The organism is Pseudomonas sp. AC112 (assembly GCF_979253545.1).
In genome coordinates, this window is sequence record NZ_CEEDCM010000001.1 from 5,205,989 (window position 1) to 5,229,108 (window position 23,120).

The 23,120-nt window shown below is 61.7% G+C and carries 20 protein-coding genes; 13 read left to right on the forward strand and 7 right to left on the reverse strand.

Translation table 11 applies throughout. The features are described 5' to 3' along the window. Positions 1-122: 122 nt before the first annotated feature. Both AC0IYN_RS24210 and AC0IYN_RS24215 read left to right on the forward strand, forming a co-directional pair. Positions 123-830, forward strand: coding sequence for a winged helix-turn-helix domain-containing protein (locus AC0IYN_RS24210; RefSeq protein WP_457240244.1), 708 nt, complete (start codon positions 123-125; stop codon positions 828-830). Next, the gene (locus AC0IYN_RS24215; protein ID WP_457240243.1) at positions 831-2,114 is read left to right on the forward strand and encodes an ATP-binding protein; all 1,284 of its coding nucleotides are present in this window, start codon (positions 831-833) and stop codon (positions 2,112-2,114) included. Between the two features lie 596 nt (positions 2,115-2,710). Here the strand turns inward: AC0IYN_RS24215 and AC0IYN_RS24220 are convergent. From AC0IYN_RS24220 to AC0IYN_RS24235, 4 genes are all read right to left on the reverse strand, one after another. After that, a complete protein-coding gene (locus tag AC0IYN_RS24220; protein ID WP_457240242.1) occupies positions 2,711-3,502 on the reverse strand; it encodes a MipA/OmpV family protein in 792 nt (263 codons plus the stop codon). A gap of 17 nt (positions 3,503-3,519) precedes the next feature. Next, positions 3,520-5,334 carry a serine hydrolase domain-containing protein gene (locus AC0IYN_RS24225; protein WP_457267953.1) on the reverse strand — a complete coding sequence of 605 codons (1,815 nt, stop codon included), beginning with the start codon at positions 5,332-5,334 and terminating at the stop codon, positions 3,520-3,522. 94 nt (positions 5,335-5,428) lie between these two features. Further along, positions 5,429-5,917 (reverse strand): GFA family protein, encoded by a 489-nt coding sequence (locus AC0IYN_RS24230; RefSeq protein WP_406599254.1) that lies wholly within the window; start codon positions 5,915-5,917, stop codon positions 5,429-5,431. A 33-nt stretch (positions 5,918-5,950) separates the two neighbouring features. Next, positions 5,951-6,841 (reverse strand): LysR family transcriptional regulator, encoded by an 891-nt coding sequence (locus AC0IYN_RS24235; RefSeq protein WP_406599253.1) that lies wholly within the window; start codon positions 6,839-6,841, stop codon positions 5,951-5,953. A gap of 226 nt (positions 6,842-7,067) precedes the next feature. Between AC0IYN_RS24235 and AC0IYN_RS24240 the strand changes: the two genes are divergently transcribed. From AC0IYN_RS24240 to dctM, 8 genes are all read left to right on the forward strand, one after another. Further along, positions 7,068-7,886, forward strand: a complete 819-nt coding sequence (locus AC0IYN_RS24240; protein WP_471843613.1) for an HTD2 family dehydratase — start codon at positions 7,068-7,070, stop codon at positions 7,884-7,886. Between the two features lie 29 nt (positions 7,887-7,915). Then, the gene (locus AC0IYN_RS24245; protein WP_078048724.1) at positions 7,916-9,079 is read left to right on the forward strand and encodes an acyl-CoA dehydrogenase family protein; all 1,164 of its coding nucleotides are present in this window, start codon (positions 7,916-7,918) and stop codon (positions 9,077-9,079) included. Between the two features lie 10 nt (positions 9,080-9,089). Continuing rightward, positions 9,090-10,439, forward strand: a complete 1,350-nt coding sequence (locus AC0IYN_RS24250; protein ID WP_471843615.1) for an MmgE/PrpD family protein — start codon at positions 9,090-9,092, stop codon at positions 10,437-10,439. A gap of 9 nt (positions 10,440-10,448) precedes the next feature. Next, positions 10,449-11,642, forward strand: a complete 1,194-nt coding sequence (locus AC0IYN_RS24255) for a CaiB/BaiF CoA transferase family protein (RefSeq protein WP_252992442.1) — start codon at positions 10,449-10,451, stop codon at positions 11,640-11,642. A gap of 123 nt (positions 11,643-11,765) precedes the next feature. After that, a complete protein-coding gene (locus tag AC0IYN_RS24260; RefSeq protein WP_406599250.1) occupies positions 11,766-12,581 on the forward strand; it encodes an HpcH/HpaI aldolase/citrate lyase family protein in 816 nt (271 codons plus the stop codon). A 239-nt stretch (positions 12,582-12,820) separates the two neighbouring features. After that, positions 12,821-13,804: a TRAP transporter substrate-binding protein gene (locus tag AC0IYN_RS24265; protein ID WP_078048720.1), complete on the forward strand. Its 984-nt coding sequence runs from the start codon at positions 12,821-12,823 to the stop codon at positions 13,802-13,804. Positions 13,805-13,979: 175 nt separating this feature from the next. Beyond that, positions 13,980-14,612 (forward strand): TRAP transporter small permease, encoded by a 633-nt coding sequence (locus tag AC0IYN_RS24270; protein ID WP_406599249.1) that lies wholly within the window; start codon positions 13,980-13,982, stop codon positions 14,610-14,612. Then, positions 14,612-15,892 carry a C4-dicarboxylate TRAP transporter large permease protein DctM gene (dctM, locus tag AC0IYN_RS24275; protein WP_406599248.1) on the forward strand — a complete coding sequence of 427 codons (1,281 nt, stop codon included), beginning with the start codon at positions 14,612-14,614 and terminating at the stop codon, positions 15,890-15,892. The genes AC0IYN_RS24270 and dctM overlap by 1 nt, the downstream gene beginning before the upstream one ends. A gap of 12 nt (positions 15,893-15,904) precedes the next feature. Here dctM and idi read toward each other — a convergent pair whose 3' ends face one another. Further along, a complete protein-coding gene (gene idi, locus AC0IYN_RS24280; protein WP_406599247.1) occupies positions 15,905-17,452 on the reverse strand; it encodes an isopentenyl-diphosphate Delta-isomerase in 1,548 nt (515 codons plus the stop codon). Between the two features lie 298 nt (positions 17,453-17,750). Between idi and AC0IYN_RS24285 the strand changes: the two genes are divergently transcribed. Beyond that, a complete protein-coding gene (locus AC0IYN_RS24285) occupies positions 17,751-18,698 on the forward strand; it encodes a polyprenyl synthetase family protein (protein WP_471843619.1) in 948 nt (315 codons plus the stop codon). A 48-nt stretch (positions 18,699-18,746) separates the two neighbouring features. On the opposite strand, the gene ampC is transcribed toward AC0IYN_RS24285, so the two are convergent. Then, positions 18,747-19,901, reverse strand: coding sequence for a class C beta-lactamase (gene ampC, locus AC0IYN_RS24290; RefSeq protein WP_457240253.1), 1,155 nt, complete (start codon positions 19,899-19,901; stop codon positions 18,747-18,749). A gap of 127 nt (positions 19,902-20,028) precedes the next feature. Here ampC and AC0IYN_RS24295 point away from each other — a divergent pair, with 127 nt between their 5' ends. Then, on the forward strand, positions 20,029-20,907 hold the full coding sequence (locus AC0IYN_RS24295) for a LysR family transcriptional regulator (RefSeq protein WP_457240252.1): 879 nt from the start codon (positions 20,029-20,031) through the stop codon (positions 20,905-20,907). A gap of 76 nt (positions 20,908-20,983) precedes the next feature. Further along, positions 20,984-22,168 (forward strand): DUF2252 domain-containing protein, encoded by a 1,185-nt coding sequence (locus AC0IYN_RS24300; RefSeq protein WP_406599243.1) that lies wholly within the window; start codon positions 20,984-20,986, stop codon positions 22,166-22,168. A 63-nt stretch (positions 22,169-22,231) separates the two neighbouring features. On the opposite strand, the gene yghX is transcribed toward AC0IYN_RS24300, so the two are convergent. Then, a complete protein-coding gene (gene yghX / locus AC0IYN_RS24305) occupies positions 22,232-23,119 on the reverse strand; it encodes a YghX family hydrolase (protein ID WP_406599242.1) in 888 nt (295 codons plus the stop codon). Position 23,120 lies beyond the last annotated feature (1 nt).

A 23,120-nucleotide genomic window follows, 5' to 3' on the forward strand; every position in this document is an offset into this window, starting at 1 on the left:
TATTTGTTAAAAACTCTTAAAAGCATGAAGCTTCGTCGGCCGGTGCTGGCCAGCTACTTTAGTTGCCCAGCTTGCCACCTATAATGCCCGCTCTTCAATCCGCGTCTGCACACTGAGAACTTATGGAAAACCTGGGGCTGGGCAAGGTGTTGCTCGTTGAGGACGACGAAAAACTGGCGGGGCTGATTGCGCACTTCCTGTCGCAGCATGGTTTCGAGGTGCGCGTGGAGCACCGGGGCGACGAAGCCCTGGCCGCGTTCCTGGACTTCAAGCCGAAGATCGTCGTGCTCGACCTGATGCTGCCCGGCCAGAGCGGCCTGCATGTGTGCCGAGGGATTCGCGCAGTGTCCGATACGCCGATCGTGATCCTCACGGCCAAGGAAGACGACCTGGACCATATCCTCGGCCTGGAGTCCGGGGCCGACGACTATGTGATCAAGCCGATCAAGCCGCCGGTTCTGCTGGCCCGCCTGCGCGCCCTGCAACGGCGCCAGGCCCCGGAGCCGACCGTGCGCGGGTCGCTGGCCTTCGGGCGGCTGGCCATCGATCGCAGTTGCCGGGTGGTCAGCCTGGGCGAGGACACCATCGACCTCACCACCATGGAGTTCGAGTTGCTGTGGCTGTTGGCGAGCAACTCGGGGACGATCCTGTCCCGCGATGACATCCTCAATCGCATGCGCGGCATCGCATTCGACGGCCTCAACCGCAGCGTCGATGTGTACATCAGCAAGCTGCGCGGCAAACTCAACGACAACCCGCGCGAGCCGGTGTGCATCAAGACCATCTGGGGCAAGGGCTACCTGTTCAACCCGTTCGCGTGGGAGGTCTAGATGCTGCGGCTCTACATCCGCCTGTACATCATCCTGGCGCTGGGCCTGGCGGGGGCGATCTGGCTGGTCAACTACACCTTCGATGAGTTACTGCCCGAAGCCAACGAAACCTATAACCGCGAAGCCTTGCGCGGGCCGGCCTACGGCTTGGTCGAACAGTTGCGGCCCTTGCTCGGCGATGCCCGCCAGGCGCGCCTGAGCGAGCTGCAACCGCATTACGGCCTGCGCCTGAAGCTGGTCCAGCGTGATGACTTGGCCCTGGATCAACGTGAGCAACAGTTGCTGGCAACTGGGCAACTGGTGGTGCGCGGCGACTTCATGGAGTTCATCGCCAATATCGATGGCGGCCCGCAACTGCTTAATATCAAGCTGCCCGAAGAACCCAAATGGCTGTACCTGTGGGCCTACAGCCTGCTGGGGCTGAGCCTGGCGGTCGTGCTGTATTTCTGGGTGCGCCCGCACTGGCGTGACTTGGAGCATATTCGCCTGGCGGCGCAACGGTTCGGTGACAACGACCTGAGTTCGCGCATCCTGCTGCCACGCCGCTCCACCGTGCGCGAGCTGGCTGGGCACTTCAACCAGATGGCCGAGCGCATCGAAAGCCTGATCGCCAACCAGCGCGAACTCACCAATGCCGTGTCCCACGAACTGCGCACGCCGATTGCGCGGCTGTCGTTCGAACTCGACCAGCTCAAGCAACAAACCGACCCGCGTCAGCGCGGCGAATTGATCGCCGACATGTATGCCGACCTGGGTGAGCTGGAAGAAATGGTGTCCGAACTGCTCACCTACGCCAGCCTGGAGCGCGGCGCCACCCAGGTCACCCGCGAGCGCATCGAGGCCCACAGCTGGCTCGACAGTGTGATTGGCAGCGTGGCCCTGGAGGCGGAGGCGGCGGGTATCCAGCTGTCGTTGCGCACGTGCGAGGTGGATTTTATCCAGATCGAACCGCGCTTTATGGCGCGTGCGGTGATCAACCTGTTGCGCAATGCTATTCGCTATGCCGACCGCCGCGTCGAAGTGTCGTTGGTCAAGTTTGGCAGTGGCTATGAAGTGCGGGTGTGTGACGACGGGCCGGGTGTGCCGGAGGAAGGCCGTGCGAAGATCTTCCAGCCCTTTATGCGTTTGGACGCTAGCCGTGATCGTCGCACGGGTGGCTTTGGGCTGGGCTTGGCGTTGGTGCAGCGGGTGTCGCAGTGGCATGGCGGCCAGGTGCAGGTGCTGGATTCGGAATGGGGTGGGGCGTCGTTTCGGATGACTTGGGCGTATGCCGAGTCACTGTAGGCAGCTGGCTTGCTGCGAAGGCCGCCTGACTGCCGACCACGCTCTAACTGTTGCCCCGCGATCTAACTGTAGGAGCTGGCTTGCCGGCGATGGCGGCCTAACTGCTGACCTAGATGTTGGATCTGACCGGGTACATATCCGTTACTTGGGTAACGGCTGCTAATGGTTCCGCCCTTACGGCGGGTCACTTTGGAAAAGAGCCCCAAAGTAACCAAAGGGCTCTTGCCCCAACACTCGGCACCTCGCCTAGGCTCGGTGTGCCCGTAATCCGACAGTGATTTGGGGGGCCGCCGCCACGCGCCATCCATGGCGCGGGGCGGCTAAACCGGCATCCCTGCCGGTTTACCCCCCAAATCCCTGTCGAATTCCGGCCAGCGTGTTTGACGGGGCGCCTAGGATCAAGATCAAAAGCAAGATCAAGAGCGGCTCGCTTCGCATCGTGGGTACCGGTGGGTACGCGGTGGGTACGTGGTGGGGACGCGCTTTTGTAGGAGCTGGCTTGCCAGCGATGGCGATCGTTCATTCAAGGACAGGGTGAATGTTTATCCGCTATCGCTGGCAAGCCAGCGCCTACAGTGTTTGATTGGGTTATCAGGTCAGAAGGTGTATTCCAAAACGCCCATCACTGACGTCTGTAACCGTCGCTCCACGATGGGGCTCTTGCCGGCTTCGTCCGCCAGGTATTGCACGTCCAGCAAGGTCGAGAACTGGGTGTGTTCGCTGATGGGCAGGCTCCACGACAGGTTCAGGCCGTTGCTGATGTTGCCGGCGCCAGCCTTGTAGGCTTTGAAGCGGCTGCGGGCGGCTTGGCCGGTGGTGACGCCGTACCAGGTCTGCAGGTAGTCGCGGTCGCCAAAATGGCTGCTGAGGCTGGCATCCACGGAGCCGTAGCGGCCTTCGTAAAGGTTCGTGCCCAGGCTCAGTTCCAAATGGGTGAACGCCTTGCCACTGTCTTTGTGGTCATCTTCCTTGAGTGCGTGTTCCAGGGTGGCGCCGGCAATTGCGCCGCCGAGGTTGTAGCTGGCACTCACGCCCACTTGCGGGCGTGACTTGATTTCGCCCATGCCCTTGAGGCGCTTGGAGCCGGCGTGCATTGACTCGTTCTTGTCCTTGCGTGAGGCGCTGGCGCCGACGTAGGCACTGAAGCTCAAGGCATTGCCTTCGTAGCCCCAGCCCAGGCCTTTGTCGGTGTCGAGGAAGATGCCCCAGGGGCTGACGACGGCGCCGCCGACCATAGGCGCGGTCATGCGCTCGTCGCTGCCGCTGTAGCGTGGCAGGTTGGCCACGCCGGCCTTGAGGGTGTAGGTCCAGTCCTCGGCCAGCACTGGGTTGGCGCTTGCGATCAAGCACAGTGAGGTGATGGACAGGCAGAGGTGTTTGGAGGGCATCAGGGTTTTCATGGGGGTCAGAAACTCAGGGGTGGATGGGTGCGTTTGAAGGAGTAGCCCGAGGCGCTCAGGCCGTTGACTTGGCGGCTGACGGTGTCGCCCAGGCCATAGCCGTTGCCGGCGAGTACGGCGTGGGCGTTGTCCACGGGCAGCAGGATGTAGTCGGTCAGCGGTTCGTCATGCAGTTGGCCGCGGATCACCAGGAAGCCGTCTTCCAGGCGCACGCTGATGCCGCTCAACGGCGCGTCGGGTTCATGGGTGTTGAGCACTTGGTAAGTGCCGACGGTGTCGGCCCAGGCCATGGGCAGCGGCGGTGGCTGGATCCGTTCACCGATGGCGATGCGCTGCCCGTGGCTGCGCGCGGTGAGCATCTGCCGGCCTTGCACGGTGATCACGTCGAGTTGTATGCGGCCGAGCTCACCGAGGTCCTTGAGCCAGAAACCCAGGACCCTTTTTTGCGCACGCAGCCAGCCGTGATCGTCACGCAGCAGCTCGAAGTCATAGCCGGCGAGTTCGCCGTGCAGCCGATTGGCGTCATCGCGAATGCGGAACACGCCCCAGGCAGTCGCGTAGAACCCGGCCAGGCGCTGGCGGTCGATGGCGGCCGGCACCTGGCGCAACTTGAGCCCATGGCGGGGCGCCTGGCAGTCGTCGCTGCACACGGGCTCGCCGGTATGGGCCTGGAGCATCAGGCGCAGGGTGTCGGTGGCCAGTGTGGCGACCAGGTCTTCGGCATTGCTGTCGTTGGCCATGATGATCACCGCCAGTTGCTGGTCGGGCAGCACGGTCAGTTGCGCGGCAAAGTCATCGCCGCCGCCGCTGTGCTGGTAGGTGCGAATCCCAGGGCCGATCGGCTCGTCACCGCACGGCGCCAGGAACCACGCCAGGCCGATCTGGCAATCGAAGTCGAGGGCGTTGCCGGTGTTCTGCTGGGTGAACATTTCATCGATGGAACGACGGGCCATCACCCGATTGCCCTTGTACAGGCCTTCGGCGAACAGCATCTGCACGTAATGGCTGAGGTCCTTGGGGCTGGCCCACACGCCACCGGCGGCCAGGTCGCGCACCTGTGCATCGGTGCTGGCGATGCCCTCCTGATAGCCCTGGGCGCGATAGCCTACTTGCGCGGCGGTGCCGACAAAACTCGTGTGGTGCATCTCCAGTGGCTTGAGCAGACTGTGTTGCAGCTGGGTTTCAAAGTCCTTGCCACTGCTGCGCTCGATGGCCGCGCCCACCAGCGCATAACCCAGGTTGGAATACGCCACCTGCGTGCCAGGCGGTGTGCTCAGCCAAACGCCGGACACGCGCATGGGCATCTGCCCCATGGCGAAGCTATTGCGCAGGTCGCGCAGGTGCTCACTGGGCAAGCCGGATTGATGGCTGAGCAGGCGCCGCAAGGTGATGTCACGGTCAGCGGCCTGCTGGTCGGTGTGGAAGCGCGAGCGCACATAGAACTCGCGCAAGGTCTGCTGGATCGGGGCATCCAGTGCCAGCCGCTGCTGTTCAACCAGTTGCAGGGCCGCGCTGGCGGTGAGCAGCTTGGAGATCGCACCGGCGCGGAAGGCGGTGTTCGGCGTTACCGGCAGGCCCAGGGCTTTGTCGGCCATGCCGAACCCACGGGCCCAGATCAACTCCTGGCCGTTGACCAGGGCAATCGACAAGCCGGGCACATTGGCCTGGGCCATGTCGCGGGGAATCCGGGCTTGCAGGTAGCGGATGATCGCGCTGTAGTCGCCCTTGGGGATCGGCGGCGGGGCAGGGGGTTGCCCGTGACAGCCAAGGCTGCCCAACAGGCAACCGAGCAACGGAATACCGCGCAATGTGCGAAGCATGAAGAGCACCCGGCAGGTGGTTTGGATGCTCGAATGCTAGGGGCGCAATGCCCAGAGGTCTTTGGCAGCTTTGTCGAGAAACTGTCAAAGACTGTTAACGGGTCAGGCCGTTACGTTCATGCCATTGGGCGATGGACTCTTCGGGGTACTCATCGAACTGTAGGTCACCCTTGCGCACCGTGACCTCCACCCACGGCGCCTTCGACCCCAGCATCAGGTGCGTATGCTCCGGCGGCACTGGTAAGGGCGTGTCGATGGCCGAGGCAAACGGGTGGATCAACGCCGGCCACTCCGGGCTGAACAACCACAAGGCGCTGCCGCATTGCGAACAGAAGTGCCGTTCGGCAGTGCTTGCGTGGGCACGGCTGGCGCCATCGGGCTTGAGCCTGGCGTGGTAGATCGAAATGAGTTTGCGCCCGCGCACCTTCAGGCTTTGGGTATCGCCGGCGAGGTTGATCGCATAACCGCCACCGCCCTGGGTCTTGCGACAGATCGAGCAGTAGCAACGCTGGTACGGGTAGGGGTGGGCGCTGTCGAGGCTGAACGTCACGGCGCCGCAATGGCAGGATCCTTCAAGCTGCATGGGCTGACTCCTTTGGCAAGGTGACTGATCAGCTTAGGCGCTTTGCGGCATCAACGTGGCGATCAACGCACGAATGGTACCGGGCAACGCCTCCAGCTCCCGCACCAGGATGCTGCGCTCGCGAATCGCCCAGGGTTCGTCCAGCTTCACCGCCACCAATTGCATGGTGCGGCTGTGACGCACAGCGGCGGACTCCGGAATAATGCCAATGCCCACGCCGGCTTCGACCATCCGGCAAATCGCCTCGAAGCTCGAGACCTGGATGCGCAGCGACAAATGCTTGCCCAGCCGCTCGACGTGTTCGCGCAAGAAGCTCAGCAAGGTGCTGCCTTCGTGCAGGCCGATATGCTGGTAGGCGAGGGTCTGATCGAGCGTGACTGAGGCTTGCTCCGCCAGCGGGTGGCCGACCGGCACCATCAACACCAATTCATCCGTGCTGAAATGCAGCACCTGCAACCCCGCCGCTTCCACAGGCCCGGCAATAATGCCCATGTCGCTGGTGCCATCGAGCACGCCGCGTACGATGTCGCGGGACAGGCGCTCCTGCAGGTCGACGGTCACGCCGGGCCGTTGCGACAGGAACCCCGCCAGCACTTCCGGCAAGAATTCGGTGACCGCCGTGGTGTTGGCGAAGATGCGGATGTGCCCGGCCGAGTCCACGCCGTACTGGGTGAATTCGCTCTTGAGGTAGTCGACCTGGCGCATGATCAGCCGTGCATGGTGCAGCAAGCGCTCGCCGGCCGGGGTGATTTCCACGCCACGGCTGTCGCGGTACAGCAGGCGCGTGTCGAGCTGGCCTTCGAGGGCCTTGATCCGCGCACTGGCGGCGGCCGGCGAGAGGAACGCGCGCTTGGCGCCCTGGGTCAGGCTGGGGGATTCGGCGATATGGATAAACAGGCGCAGGTCGGCCAGATCGAAGTGCATGCAAGACTCCCAGACTTTCTCAAGACCTGTGGGAGCCGGCTTGCCGGCGATAGCGGTCATCTTGACACACCGCTATCGCGGGCAACCCAGCCCCAGGGAATAGGGTTGTAATAGAGCACGGCGTTCAGCATAACCGAACGCTGGATTATTGAAATGCAAATTCTCAGAACGGGCACGCGCTTGCATGATCCGGGGCAGACACTCACTGCCCGAGGACCTGCACCCGATGAGCGCCACCGATTGGATCGGCCAAAGCGAGACCGCCCACGACCACCTCAGCCATAACCTGCTCAAACGCATTGCCGCCACCTTCGGCGAGGCCGTGCCCGCGGATGGCGCGGCCATACCGCCGCTGTGGCAGTGGTGTTTCTTCCAGGACCCGCTGCCGGAAGCCGCCCTGGGCACCGACGGTCACCCGGCCCGTGGCGGCTTCCTGCCGCCGGCCGACAACCGCAATCGCATGTGGGCCGGCGGGCGTATTGAGTTCATTCATGCGCTGCGTGCCGGAGAGGTGGCAACCCGCGTGTCGACCATCACCCACGTGGAAGAAAAGACCGGGCGCACCGGCTCGCTGCTGTTCGTCACCGTGCGCCACGACTACTCCCAGGAGGGCCGCCTAGCGATCCGTGAAGAACAGGACATCGTCTACCGCGAACCCACACCGCCCAAGCCAGGCAGTGGTGAGGCGCTGGAGCCGGGCGAATGGCGAGAAACGGTCGAACCCACGTCAACCCTGCTGTTTCGCTACAGCGCCGTGACGTTCAACGGTCACCGCATTCACTACGACTACCCCTATGTGACCGGCACCGAAGGCTATTCAGGCCTGGTGGTGCACGGGCCGCTGATCGCCACCCTGAGCCTGCGCGCATTTTGCCGTGCCCACCCCGACGCCACCCTGCGCCGTTTTGCCTACCGCGGCGTGCGCCCGTTGATTGCGCCGCAACCCTTTGACGTGGGAGGCCGCGTGACCGAAGCCGGTGTGGCACAGCTGTGGGCCGGCAACGCCGATGGCCTGGCGCAGCAAGCCCACGTGCATTTCGAATAATCCAAGAACAACAGGCGGAGAGCCGTTACATGAACCCCAATGACAATGAAGAACTCAATGCCATCCGCGAAGGCGTGCGCGCCTTGTGCGCAGAATTCGATGCAGCCTACTGGCGCAAGATCGATGAAGAGAAAGGCTTTCCCGAAGCCTTCGTCAAGGCGCTGACTGACGCCGGCTGGCTGTCGGCGATGATCCCCGAAGCGTACGGCGGCTCCGGCCTGGGCCTGGCCGAGGCCTCGGTGATCCTCGAAGAAGTGAACCGTTGCGGCGGCAACTCCGGCACCGTGCACGGCCAGATGTACAACATGTTCACCTTGCTGCGCCATGGCAGCGAAGCGCAGAAAAGCTTCTACCTGCCCAAGCTCGCCAGCGGCGAATTGCGCCTGCAGTCCATGGGCGTGACCGAGCCCACCACCGGTACCGACACCACCAAGATCAAGACCACCGCGATCAAGCGTGGCGACAAATACGTGATCAACGGCCAGAAAGTCTGGATCTCGCGGGTGCAGCATTCCGACCTGATGATCCTGCTGGCGCGCACCACGCCACTGGCCGAGGTGAAGAAAAAGTCCGAAGGCATGTCGATTTTCCTGGTGGACTTGCGCGAAGCCATCGGCAACGGCCTCACCGTGCAGCCCATCGCCAACATGGTCAACCACGAGACCAACGAGCTGTTCTTCGACAACCTGGAGTTGCCGCTGGACAGCCTGATCGGCGAGGAGGGCAAAGGCTTCAAATACATCCTCGATGGCCTCAACGCCGAACGCACGCTGATCGCCGCCGAATGCATCGGCGACGGTCGCTGGTTCATTGAAAAGGCCAGCGCCTATGCCCGCGACCGCGTGGTGTTTGGCCGGCCCATCGGGCAGAACCAGGGCGTGCAGTTCCCGATTGCCGAGGCGCATATCGAGATCGAAGCGGCGGACCTGATGCGCTGGCGCGCCTGCGAGGAATACGACAGCGGCAAGAATGCCGGGGCGAGCGCGAATATGGCCAAGTACCTGGCGGCCAAGGCGTCCTGGGAAGCGGCCAATGCCTGCCTGCAAACCCACGGCGGCTTCGGGTTTGCCTGTGAATATGACGTGGAGCGCAAATTCCGCGAGACGCGCCTGTACCAAGTGGCGCCGATCTCCACCAACCTGATCCTGTCCTACGTGGCCGAGCATTTGCTCGAACTGCCACGCAGCTTCTGAGGGCGCGACCATGAGCCATACCCAAGCCTTGTGTCGGTTCCTTGCCGAGTTGAACTACACGCAACTGCCTGAAGAGGTGCTGGCGCGCACCGAAGACCTGTATCTGGATTGGCTGGCGTCGGCGCTGGCGAGCCAAGGCGCGCACCCGATTCCATTGTTCGAGCGCTATGCACAGAAGATGGGCCCGGGCAGCGGCCCAGCGCAGGTGATCGTCAATGGCGCCAGCACCAGCGCGTATTTTGTCGCGCTGGTCAACGGCGCTTCGTCCCACCTGGTGGAACAGGATGATCTGCACAACAGCTCCGTATTGCACCCGGCGACCGTGGTGTTCCCCGCGGCGCTGGCGGCGGCTCAGGACCTCGGCAGATCCGGTCGCGATTTGCTGCTGGCCTCGGTGGCCGGCTATGAGGCCGGTATCCGTATCGGCGAATTCATGGGCCGCTCCCACTACCGCATCTTTCACACCACCGCGACCGTTGGCACGTTGGCGGCGGCAGTGGCCGTGGGCAAGTTGTTGGATTTCAACGAAGAGCAGTTCATCAACCTGCTTGGCAGCGCCGGCACCCAGGCCGCCGGGCTGTGGGAGTTCTTGCGCGACGCCGCCGACTCCAAGCAACTGCACACGGCCAAGGCCGCAGCAGACGGTTTGCTCGCCGCTTACCTGACGGCGGATGGGCTGACCGGCGCGCGCAATATCCTTGAAGGCGACCAGGGCTTGGCGGCAGGCATGTCCAGTGATGCCGAGCCGAGCCGGTTGTCTGCCGACCTCGGCAGCCGCTGGGCGCTGCTGGAAACCTCGTTCAAGTTCCACGCATCGTGCCGCCACACCCATCCTGCCGCCGATGCGTTGTTGGATCTGATGCAGCGCGAAGGCCTTGCCGCCGCCGATATCGCCCAGGTGGAAACGCGCGTGCACCAGGGCGCCATCGATGTGCTGGGGCGGGTGAGCGTACCGACCAGCGTGCACCAGGCCAAGTTTTCCATGGGCACGGTGCTGGGCCTGATCGCTGTGCATGGCAAGGCCGGACTCACGGAATTTCATCAGCGGGCACTGACCGACCCGGCCGTCTCGCGCTTTCGCGACAAGGTCAGCATGACCCTCGACCCCGACGTCGACCGCGCCTACCCACAACGCTGGCTCGGCCGCGTCACCGTCACCACCCTCGATGGCCGCACGCTGCACGGCGCCATCGACGAGCCGAAGGGGGATCCGGGCAACACCCTGAGCCGCGAACAATTGGCGGAGAAATTCCAGCGCCTCACCCGGTTCAGCGGCGCACGCACCTCGGCCCAGGCCGAAGGATTGATCGAAAAGGTCTGGGACTTGCGCAACGCCGCGTCCATGGCCGGCTGGCTTTGAGGAACTGTCATGACTCATCAACGACCGTTGGACGGCATCACCGTTGTCAGCCTGGAACACGCGATTGCCGCGCCATTCTGCACCCGTCAGTTGGCGGACCTGGGCGCCCGTGTGATCAAGGTCGAGCGCCCGGGTGCCGGCGACTTTGCCCGTGGCTACGACGAGCGCGTGCGCGGCCTGGCTTCGCATTTCGTATGGACCAACCGCTCCAAGGAAAGCCTTACGCTTGACCTCAAGCAAGACGCGGCGGGCGATATTCTTGACACGCTGCTGGCGGACGCCGATGTGCTGGTGCAGAACTTGGCGCCGGGTGCCGCGGCCCGCATGGGCCTGTCGTTCGAGGCCTTGCATGCGCGCTTTCCGCGCCTGATCGTCTGCGATATCTCCGGTTACGGCGAAGGCGGGCCCTACGAGAAAAAGAAGGCCTACGACCTGCTGATCCAGAGCGAGGGCGGTTTTCTCTCGGTGACCGGCGGCCCCGGCGAAGACCAGATGGCCAAGGCCGGTTGCTCCATCGCCGACATCTCGGCGGGCATGTACGCCTACAGCGGCATCCTCTCGGCGCTGCTGTTGCGTGGCAAGACGGGCAAGGGCAGCCGCATCGACGTGAGCATGCTGGAAAGCCTGGTGGAGTGGATGGGCTACCCGATGTACTACGCGTTCGACGGCGCCCCCCAGCCACCGCGCGCCGGGGCTGCGCATTCGACGATTTATCCCTATGGGCCGTTTCCCACCGGCGACGGCGGCACGGTGATGCTGGGCCTGCAAAACGAGCGCGAGTGGGCGGCATTCTGCGACAAGGTGCTGCTCACACCGGCATTGGCGACGGATGAGCGTTTCTCCGCCAACTTCAAACGCTCGGCCAACCGCGAGGTGCTGCGCCAGATCATCGTCGACAGCTTTGCCCAGCTTGACGCCGAAGCGGTGATCCAGCGCCTGGAAGACGCGCAGATCGCCAGTGCGCGTGTCAACGATATGCAAGGCGTGTGGGACCACCCGCAACTCAAGGCCCGCGACAGCTGGCGTGAAGTCGATAGCCCGGCGGGGCCGTTGCCGTCACTGCTGCCACCGGCCCGCAATGCCGCGTTTACCCCGCGCATGGACGCCGTGCCCGCGTTGGGGCAGCACAGCCAAGCCATTCTCGACCGGCTCGGCTTCAGCGCCGAAGCCATCGAGAACCTGAAAACCCGCGGCGTTATCTGACCCCGCACCCCGTTGTAGGAACCGGCTTGCCGGCGATGGCGGCCTTGAGCATGCACTGATTTCAAGGGCCTCATCGCTGGCAAGCCAGCTCCTGCATCGGGTGTGACAATAAGGAATTGTGTGATGCCAAACCCTCTTGTGCGCTCTGCGCTGTTTGTGCCCGGTAGCCGACCGGAGCGATTCTCCAAAGCCTTGGCCAGTGGTGCCGACGCAGTGATCGTGGATTTTGAAGACGCGGTCGAAGAACCGCTCAAGCGCCAGGCGCGGGACAACCTTGGGGCGTTCCTGACGGCCAACCCCAACGCCCAGGTGTGGGTGCGCATCAATGCGCCGGACCATGCCGAGCATTTCGAGGATGTGGCGTTCTGTAAAGCCCATCCCAACGTGGCGGGCGTGTTGCTGCCGAAAGTTGAAAGCGCGGCCCAGGTCGCCGTGGTGGCCGCCACCGGCAAAGTCATCTGGCCGATCATCGAGAGTGCGCGCGGCTTGTTGGCCGTGGCCGAAATCGCCCATGCGCCGCAGGTGCAGCGCCTGTCGTTTGGAGGGTTGGACCTGGCCCTGGACCTGAACTTGAGCAGCAATTCCCCGGCCGCGCAGTTCGCCCTGGACCAGGCGCGCCTGGCGCTGATCGTGCATTCCCGCGCGGCGGGCCTGGTCGCACCCTTGGACGGCGTACACCCGGCCATCGACGACCCCGAAGGCCTGCGCCGTTCGATCCGGCATGCCTATGAAATGGGCTTTGCGGGGGCCCTGTGCATCCATCCCAAGCAGGTGGCGGTGATCCATGAAGCGCTGGCGCCGAGCGCTGCGGACCTGGCCTGGGCCCAACGCGTGGTGGATGCCGGCGCCCATGGGGCAGGCGCCTACCAGATCGATGGGCAGATGGTGGATGCGCCGGTGTTGCTGCGCGCGCAACGGCTGTTGGCCGCCTCTATCTAGCTGGAGAAACCGAATTAAAAATGTGGGAGCGGGCTTGCTCGCGAATGCGGTCTATCAGGTACCTATAAATTGACTGACGCTCCGCATTCGCGAGCAAGCCCGCTCCCACATTGGATCGCTGTTGTAGCTCAGAGTGGCGTTCGTCCAGACCGAACGCAGGTATCAAAAAATCGAAATTCACTACACGCGCGACATCAGGCACCTTGCCCTACAACACAACAATAAGAAGGTGATTTCCCATGCTCAAGTTTTCACGGGCGCTGCTGTGCGCCGCCACCTTGTTTGCCGCAGGCCTGGCCCAGGCGGCGGACCCGATTGTCATCAAGTTCGCCCATGTGGTCGCCGAAAACACCCCCAAGGGCCAGGGTGCGCTGCTGTTCAAGAAGCTCGCCGAGGAGCGCCTGCCGGGCAAGGTCAAGGTCGAGGTGTACCCGAACTCGTCGCTGTTCGGCGACGGTAAGGAAATGGAAGCGCTACTGCTGGGCGATGTGCAGATGCTGGCGCCGTCCCTGGCCAAGTTCGAGCAGTACACCAAGCAAGTGCAGATCTATGACCTGCCGTTCCTGTTCAACGACCTGGCCGCCGTCGACCGCTTCCAGGCCGCCCAGGGCAAAGACCTGCTGACGTCGATGCAGGACAAGAACATCCTTGGCCTGGCCTATTGGCACAACGGCCTCAAGCAACTCTCGTCGAACAAGGCGCTGCATGAGCCCAAGGACGCCCGTGGCCTGAAGTTCCGCGTGCAGGCTTCCAGCGTGCTCGAAGAGCAGTTCAAGGCGATCCGCGCCAACCCGCGCAAGATGAGCTTTGCCGAGGTCTACCAAGGTCTGCAGACCGGCACCGTCAACGGCACCGAGAACACCTGGTCGAACTATGAAAGCCAGAAGGTCAACGAGGTGCAGAAGTACTTCACCGAGTCCAACCATGGCCTGATCGACTACATGGTGATCACCAACGCCAAGTTCTGGAACGGCCTGCCGCCGGATATCCGCACCACTCTGGACCAGATCATGGTCGAGGTCACCGTCGAGGTGAACAAACAGGCCGAGGCGCTGAACCAGTCGGCCAAGCAGAAGATCGTCGACGCCAAGACCAGCGAAATCATCGAACTGACCCCGGAGCAACGCCAGCTGTGGCGCGAAGCCATGCGCCCGGTGTGGCAGAAGTTCGAGGGTGAGATCGGCGCTGACCTGATCAAGGCGGCAGACGCCTCCAATCAGTAATTGATTGCTGAAACAAACCCGACGCCTGTGGGAGCGGGCTTGCCCGCGATGGCACCACCTCGGTGTTCCTGAAAGACCGAGTTGCCCGCATCGCAGGCAAGCCAGCTCCCACATTGATCCGGTTTCGTCAGTGACTTGTTGTGAATACCCCCGTCCAGTTTCGCGAGGTTTTGCCATGCAAACGCTAAGGCGCGTCTGGGAGCACCTGGAGGAAGGTTTTATCGCCTTCCTGCTGGCCGCCATGACCCTGGTGACATTCGTCTACGTCATGCTCAACAACATCTACACACTGTTCTTTTCCCTGGCCGACAAGTGGGCCTTGAGCAGCAATTTCTTCAATGCCCTGGGCGACCACACCATGACCTGGGCCCAGGACATGACCTGGAGCGTGGCGCTGACCAAGGCCATGTTCGGTTGGCTGATTTTCTTCGGTATTTCCTACGGTGTGCGCACCGCCGGCCACCTTGGCGTGGACGCACTGGTCAAGCTGACCAAGCGCCCGGTGCAGCGCGTGCTCGGCATGCTCGCGTGCCTGTGCTGCCTGGCCTACGCCGGGCTGTTCATGGTCGCCAGCTACAAGTGGGTGAGTGCGGTGATGGGCGCGCACATCGGCGCCGAAGACCTCGACCAGTACGGCGTTGATGTGGGCGATATCGTGATCATCGTGCCCATCGGTTTCGCCATGGTGTTTATCCGTTACCTGGAAATTTTCTACCGCATCTTTACCCACCGTCAGGTCGGGTTGGGGCTGGCCGACGAGGCCGGTGAGGCCAGCAAGTTGGCCGGCAGCCATGAGGAGCGTCACTGATGGCCGTGCTCTGTCTGTTTTTGCTGTTATTCGTGTTCATGTTCCTGGGCGTGCCCATCGCGATTTCCCTGGGCCTGTCCGGTGCGGTGTCGATCCTGATGTTCAGCCAGGACTCGGTGAGCTCCCTGGCGATCAAGCTGTTCGAGACCTCCGACGCCTACACCTTTTTGGCGATTCCGTTCTTCCTGCTGTCCGGCGCGTTCATGACCACCGGTGGCGTGGCGCAACGCCTGATCGACTTCGCCAACGCCTGTGTCGGGCATATTCGCGGTGGCCTGGCGATTGCCGCGGTGCTGGCGTGCATGCTGTTTGCGGCGCTGTCGGGGTCGTCACCGGCGACGGTGGCGGCGGTGGGCTCGATTGCCGTGGCGGGCATGGTGCGTTCCGGTTACCCGAAGGAATTCGGCGCCGGAATCATCTGTAACGCGGGCACGCTGGGCATCCTGATTCCGCCGTCGATTGTGATGGTGGTGTACTCGGCCGCGACGGAAACGTCGGTGGGCAAGCTGTTCATGGCCGGCGTAATTCCGGGCTTGCTGCTGGGGCTGATGTTGATGATCGCGATCTACATCGTTGCGCGCATCAAGAAGCTGCCGGCCCAGCCACGGGCGACCTTCCGCGAGTGGCTGACCTGCGCACGCCGTGCCTTCTGGGGCCTGTTGTTGCTGGTGATCATCCTCGGCGGGATCTACAGCGGCATGTTCACCCCGACCGAAGCGGCAGCGGTGGCGGCGGTGTACTCGGCGTTTGTCGCGTTGTTCGTCTACAAGGACATGAAGCTGCGCGATTGCCCCAAGGTGCTGCTGGAGTCCGGGCGCCTGGCGATCATGCTGATGTTTATCATCGCCAACGCCATGCTGTTTGCCCACGTGCTGACGACTGAACAGATCCCGCAGGAAATCACCGCCTGGGTGATCTCCGAAGGCCTCACGCCGATTGGCTTTTTGATCATGGTCAACATCGTGTTGCTGGTGGCGGGCAGCTTTATGGAGCCGTCAGCCATCGTGTTGATCCTGGCACCGATCTTCTTCCCGATCGCGATGAAGTTGGGCATTGACCCGATTCACTTGGGGATTGTGATGGTGGTCAATATGGAAATCGGCCTGGTGCACCCGCCGGTGGGGTTGAACCTGTTCGTGACCTCGGCGGTGACCGGTTTGACGCTGGGGCAGACCATCCGCGCGGCGTTGCCGTGGCTGATGATCCTGCTGGTGTTCCTGATTATGGTGACTTACTTGCCGTTTATCTCGCTGGCGTTGCCGCACTGGTTGGGGATGTAAAGGCAGCGCTGATTACTCGCCCTTGAAGCGTATTTCTCGATAGCGCGGCACTGCCAGGTGCCAGGCGATGTTGCCGCGCCATAGATCATGCATGGCTTGGGCGCAGATCATCGCTTGCTCCTGAGCCCGTTCTTCATAGCCCAACGCTGCCAGGCGCTCGGGCAGCGCGGCCTGAGCCCGTGCGAAATGTGTGGCCCACTGGTCAATACGTTGCGACACTTGGCTCGCGGCTTGCCCCGCGCTAAGGCCTTGGGTGTGCCTCAGGTGAGTGAGCAGGTTGTAGATGTCTTCATCAGGGTTTTCCATGATCCGAAACGACAGCAAGTCGTTAACGGCCTTCAGCAAGTTCAAAGTCAGGCTGCGCAGTTCCTGCCAGGGTTGGCTGTAGTAAAGCGACGACGATAATTGGATGTTTTGCACCAGGTAGATGAACTCGAGACAGACTTGAAAACCGCCGCCGTTTTGCCAGAGCGTTTCATAACCTTCCACACCCGGCTGTGTGTGGTTGATGCGGTGCATCAACGCGGTAGTAGAGGGCATCAGGTACGTTGAGTATTGCTCGCCAACGCGCTGTTTCCAGAGTGGCGGCATCAGGCGTGACGCGCGCCGGATGATATCTGCCAGCGCACGCGCCAAGGGCTCTCGGTTGGTGGTGTCGCGTGTGAAGGCAGTGGTGTAAACGCCACGAATCAAGCGTTCAAGGCCTTCAGGATTATTGCAGTCTTCGTCGGCAAGGTTGTCCTGGCAGCAGAACCACCCCAAAAGGTCAGAAAGAATGATCAGTATCTCAAGGGGAGCAGCACTCCACATGTAACCGGCATATTTGCCGGGAACGTATATGTCCAATCGGCGGGTGGTTTCGGGGCTGTCTTCCAACCCCATGGACTTGAGCCATTGACGAGTGTGCTGTTGGACCTGATCCGTAAAGGGGCTCAGGGGGTACGTAGCTGTTTCAAGCCAGCGGGGTAAATGGAAGGGATCAACCGACGGCGGGATGCTATGCGTTAATGAGGGTGAGGGCGCGTGTTCCGATGAACCTGCCCACTTGGCTATCTCATTTAACCCGTAACGCTCGATCATTGTGCGAAACCAAATGGTGAAGGTATCGGGTGCGTTCTCCAGCTCATCCTGCAAGTCGAGAGGGTGTACCCAACGCCAGGCCTTGGCTTCATCAGGGGCAGGATTGGGCGTTGCGTCACTGATACCCACGAAGACATGATCGTATTCGTACTCCATCAGCGCTTGCGACACCTGTGCTTGGTAGGTGAATGTAAAGCGCTCGGCCAATTCACAAGCCAGCCCCATCTCTTCCATCAGTCGACGTTTTGCCGCATCTACCGTCTTCTCGCCCAGTCGTGGATGCCCGCAGCAGGTATTACTCCACAGTCCAGGGGAGTGGTACTTGCCGTCCGCTCTTTGTTGAAGGAGTACGCGAGCCTCCCGGTCGAACAAGAAGATCGAGAACGCACGGTGCAGCAAGCCTTTTTGGTGCGCGCGCAGTTTTCCGGCAGTGCCTATCTGCTGATTGTTAAGGTCAACGAGTATGAGTAGATCTTCCATTATTCAGTCATCGGGCAGGGCTGTAAGATAACTTATAGTGCTGAATGGGGCGGCAGGCATATTTTTTATAGGGATTTGCAGCGAAGGGTTTATGCCTTTTGTTTTTTATATCGGGAGTTTTAATTTCGTTAAAGTTTGTTGGTGTGCTCATAACATTGCTAGCGTTGAGTGAGTAGCAATGTTGCCCACGCAAAGCAGTGGCCTGTGTTGTGTTGATGGTCTTTTACGCGTGAAGAAAACACTGTGTAAAAAGTGAGAATGGACGTTCTCATACCCGTCAGCCACCGAGGCCGTGAAGATGGTCAATTCCTGCTTGTCATTTGAAAATGCTTGGTACTTGAGTGCCGAAACCCAGTGGGCTGAGCCTTTCTTGTATCAAGAACGCACACCTGGAAAGCTCGTGCGAACGGAGCTTGCGTGGGCGCTCTGCGCGCTGTACGGCGTGCCTTGCGCACAAACCCACGTGCTGTGCGCTGCCATAGAGCGAATGAACCTGTCTTCATTGATTCATGACGACCTGCTCGACGGGGACAGTTTGCGCCGAGGCATTCCAACGGTGTGGAAGCAATATGGCTCAGAAGTTGCGCTGGTCTCAGGAATGTACGGTTACTTGGACGGGCTGAGAATGCTCGCTGAGCTAAATGATATGAATATTGTTCGCGCTGGCATAGAGAGTCTTGAGTGCCTGCATGTGGGTCAGTACTTGGATGCTCAACTAAGTGCAGGTGAAGCGTTGCCCTCCCTGGAAGAGTATGGGTGCATTGCTCAAGCCAACACGGGTTGTTTTTTCATGTTTTTATTAAACGCGTGTCAGTGTTTAAGGGCGCAGGATGTTGACACCTATAGCATACTTAAGTCGATGATGAACCTCTTGGGTGTCTATTATCGCTACGTCAATGATTACTGCGACATTAATCATATCCCTCATTTTGAGAAGAAAGGCTTTGCAATGGATCTGGAAGGTGGCCCAAAGTCGTTTCTAATGATCTTGGCTAACAGGCCATTGGTGAAGGGCGCGTTAACGGCGGATCAGAAAAGACAAATTATTCAGGACTTCGGTGAGGCCGGTGTATTTGACGCCGCCCTGGCGCTGATGGAGGCAACCTATGCACAGCTTCTCAGTTACTTAGAGGCTGTGAGGCAGTGCAAGGGTGCGGTCAATATCAAAATGCTGGAGGAGTTTTTAAGTTCCCTGCATTTCCAGCCTGGCCCGGATGACAATTACTACAAGCGCGTGCTCGCTTAACGCCGTCGCGGCCACGTGTGTCCGCGACGGTCGGGAACAGGCTTGCCGCTAGTGATCCATCGCACTCAAGATCGCATGCGCCACCTTGACCCGTTCAGCATTCGGGTAATTCTTGTTCGCCAACATCACTACGCCCATGTCCTTGCTCGGCACATACACCACGTACGCGCCAAAACCGCCGGTTGAGCCGGTTTTGTTGTACAGCACGTTCGCCGGTTGCGGCTGTGCCGGTGTCAGCCAAGTGACCTTGTGCGGCTCCATTGCCATTGGCGTGGAGTTGCCCTCCAGCAGGGCTTGCAGTTTGATCGGGTAAGGGTAGCGTTCCCAACCCAGGCCTTGGGTCATGCCGTTCACGGTGTAGTAACCCGCGTGGGTGGTGGCAATCGCCTGCTGCAGCGGCTTTTCCAGGGTTTGCGGGTGCATGTTCACCATCACGTAGTGGGCCATGTCCTGGGCGCTGGTCTTGATGCCATAGGCTTCGCTGTCGAGTGCGCCGGGGCTGACGCGTATGGGCTTCAGGTTCTTGTCATAGCCCTGGGCATACAGGTCGGACTTGTCGGCGGGCACGCTGACGTGGGTATTGGTCAAGCCCAGCTTGGGCAGCAGGGTTTTCTCCATGGCCACGTTGAACGGTTGGCCAAGGCTTTGCGCCGACAGATAGCCGAACAGCCCGATGCTCGGGTTGGAATACAGGCGTTGCGTCCCTGGCGCGTAGACCGGTTTCCAATGCTGGAAGTAGCCGAGCATGGTCTCAGGGCTGTCGGCCGCGTCCGGGAACTGCAGGGGCAGGCCGCCAGGGGTGTAGGTCGCCAGTTGCACCAGGCTGATCTTGTCGAAAGCGCTGCCGGCCAACGCGGGCAGGTGCTGGCTGGCGGTATCCGACAGCTTGAGCTTGCCGGTCGCTTGGGCATAGCCGCCGAGGGTGGCGGTGAAGGTTTTGCTCACCGAGCCGATCTCGAACAGGGTGTTTTCGCTGACCGGTTGCTGGGTTTCTTTTGAAGCCGTGCCGTAGTTAAAGTATTGCACCTTGCCGTTCTGGACCACGGCGACCGCCAGGCCCGGAATCGCCTGTTGGTGCATCAACGGTTTTACGCTGGCGTCTACCACGGCTTGTAGGTCGGTGGCCGCCAGGCAGTTGCCGGCCGCTAGCAATACGGCCAGGGCGGTTAAATTACGCACTCCAAACAGAGAAAGTTGGGGCATGATGTCGCTTCCATGAGGTGATCGATTAAATAGATAGCCTGCGCAGGCGGGGCAAATGTAGGCAGTTTGCTGGCCGCGATCAAACGATCATATCTTGCACCAGCCATTAGAAAATCTAGGGTATAGCATGCTGCGTTCCCATTTGCCCCTCAATGCCTTGCGCGCGTTCGAGGCTTCCGCCCGCCACCTGAGCTTTACCCGGGCGGCCATCGAGTTGTGCGTGACCCAGGCGGCGGTCAGCCACCAGGTGAAAAGCCTGGAGGCGCAACTTAATGTCACATTATTCAAGCGCCTGCCACGGGGCCTCATGCTGACGCGCGAAGGGGAAACCTTATTGCCGGTGTTGCGTGAGTCCTTCGACCGCATCGCCCATACGCTCGGCCAGTTCGAGGGGGGGCACTACCGCGAGGTTCTCACCGTGGGGGCTGTCGGCACCTTCGCGGTCGGCTGGTTGCTGCCGCGTCTGACGGACTTCCAACGCCGTTACCCCTTTATCGACCTGCGCCTGTCCACCCACAACAACCGCGTCGACGTTGCCGCCGAGGGCCTGGACTATGCGATTCGCTTTGGCGCAGGTGCCTGGCACGGCACGGACGCCTGCGAACTGCTGGAGGCGCCGCTGACGGTGCTCTGCGTGCCACAACTAGCCGAGCAACTGCAGGCACCCGCCGACCTGTTGAAGCATACTTTGCTGCGCTCCTACCGCGCCGATGAGTGGAGCCTGTGGTTCCAGGCCGCCGGGTTGCCCGCCGATACCCTGGTGCCGCGCAGCATCGTGTTCGATTCATCGTTGGCGATGATGGAGGCAGCCTTGCAAGGCATGGGCGTCGCGTTGGCACCGGCGATGATGTTCTCGCGGCAACTGGAGAGCGACATCATCCGCCAACCGTTCGACGTCGGCATTACCACCGGCGGCTACTGGCTGACCCGCCTGCAATCGCGGGCTGAGACCTCGGCTATGTTGGCATTCAAGGGCTGGTTGCGGGAGCGGGCGACGCACGACTAAATGTGTTTTTTTGAAACATGATGAAACATTTACCGGAGGCCAGCGCTCTACCGCAACACCTGCACTGAGTTATTCCATGAAAACACCGCGCCCCTCCGCCCGCATGCCCCACCTGACCCAATTGCGCAACCTGAAGATGGCGCGTTCTGCCCACGCCTACGTACGCGGCAGCACCGTGCAGTTCTACGAGTGGCTACACAGCCAGACCGGCCGCCGCTTGCCCCACGGCCCGGCGATCTGGATCTGCGGCGACTGCCACGCCGGCAACCTGGGGCCTACCGGCGACACCAAGGGCCGCATCGATATGCACATCCGCGACCTCGACCAGGCCGTGATCGGCAACCCTACCCACGACCTTGTACGTCTGGCCCTGTCCCTGGCCACCGCCGCGCGCGGCTCGGACCTGCCCGGCGTCACCACCGCACGCATGCTCGAAGAAATGATGGTGGGCTACGAACAGGCGTTCAAAGACAAGCCCGACCAGGTACCGCCGCGTCCGTCCCAGGTCAAGGCGGGCATGCGCAGCGCCGTGGAGCGCACCTGGAAAAACCTGGCGCGCGAGCGCATCGAAAGCGCCCGGCCAACCATCCCACTGGGCAAGCATTTCTGGTCGTTGTCACGGGCCGAAAAAGCGGCGCTGGAAACCCTGTGTGCCTCGGATGAAATCCACCAGTTGGTCACCTCGCTCAAGGGCCGGCCCAAGGACGCCAAGGTCGAACTGCTGGACTCGGCCTATTGGGTCAAGGGTTGCAGTTCGCTCGGCCTGCTGCGCTATGCCGTCTTGCTCGGCGTGGGCGACAAGGACGACCAGGAATATTGCCTGATCGATATCAAGGAAGCCGTCGGCGCCGCTGCGCCCCGTGCGGCACGGGCGAAGATGCCCAGGGACAACGGTCGTCGTGTGGTGGAAGGCGCGCGCCAGTTGTCACCCGGCCTGGGTGAGCGGATGGTGGCGACGCGTTTTCTGGATCACGGGTTCTTTATCCGCGAACTGCTGCCCCAGGACATGAAACTGGAGCTGGATGAGTTGAGCGAGACAGACGCCATGCACGCCGCCGGCTACCTGGCGCGCGTGGTGGGTATCGCCCATGCGCGGCAGATGGACCGCGATACGCGCAAGGACTGGATGGCGGTGTTGCAGGAGAACCGTTCCAAGCAACTGGATGCACCGTCCTGGTTGTGGACCAGCGTGGTGCAACTGGTGGGGAGCCATGAGCAAGGCTACCTCAACCATTGCCGGCGTTATGCCTTGGAACACTGACCTCGAGAACGAAGTCGATCCAATGTGGGAGCAGGCAAGCCAGCTCCCACATTTAATGGGTGTCTAGGCCAAATATTTATGGAACCAGTCGAGTGTCCTCTCCCACGCCAGATTCGCCGCCGCTTCGTCATAACGCGGCGTCGAATCATTATGGAAACCATGGTTGGCGCCCTTGTAGATATACGCCTCATAGGTCGTACCGGCTGCCTTCAACGCCTTCTCGTACGCCGGCCACCCTTCATTGATCCGCGTGTCCAGCTCACCGTAGTGCAGCATGATCGGCGCCTTGATGCGCGCCACATCCTTGGCCTCTGGCTGACGCCCATAGAACGACACCGCCGCGCCCAGTTCCGGGTAGGCCACGGCTGCCGCATTGGTCACGCCACCGCCGTAGCAGAAGCCGGTGATGCCGACTTTGCCGGTGCTGCTGTCGTGGTGCATCAGCCATTCGATGGCGGCGAAGAAGTCGTTCATCAGCTTGGTAGGGTCGACTTTCTGCTGCAGTTCCACGCCTTTTTCATCGTTGCCGGGGTAGCCGCCGACCGAGGTCAGGCCGTCGGGCGCCAGGGCGATGAAGCCGGCCTTGGCCAGGCGTCGGGCGACGTCTTCGATATAAGGGTTGAGGCCGCGGTTTTCGTGAACCACCACCACTGCGGGCAACTTACCGGTGGCCTTGGCCGGGCGCACGAGGTAGCCGCGCACGGTGCCGTTGCCTGTGGGCGAGGGGTAGGTGATGTAGTCGGCGACGATGTCCGGGTCGGTGAATTTCACTTGTTCGGCCAGCGCGTAGTTGGGGCTCAGCGCCGCCAGCAGGGCGGAGGCGGTGAGGCCCCCAAAGGTGAACAGCGCCGCGCGGTCGAGAAATTCGCGGCGGTTGATCTTGCCGTGGGCGTAGCCGTCATAGAGTTCCAGCAGTTCGGGGGCAAAGTCTTTCGCGGTGAGACGAGTCATC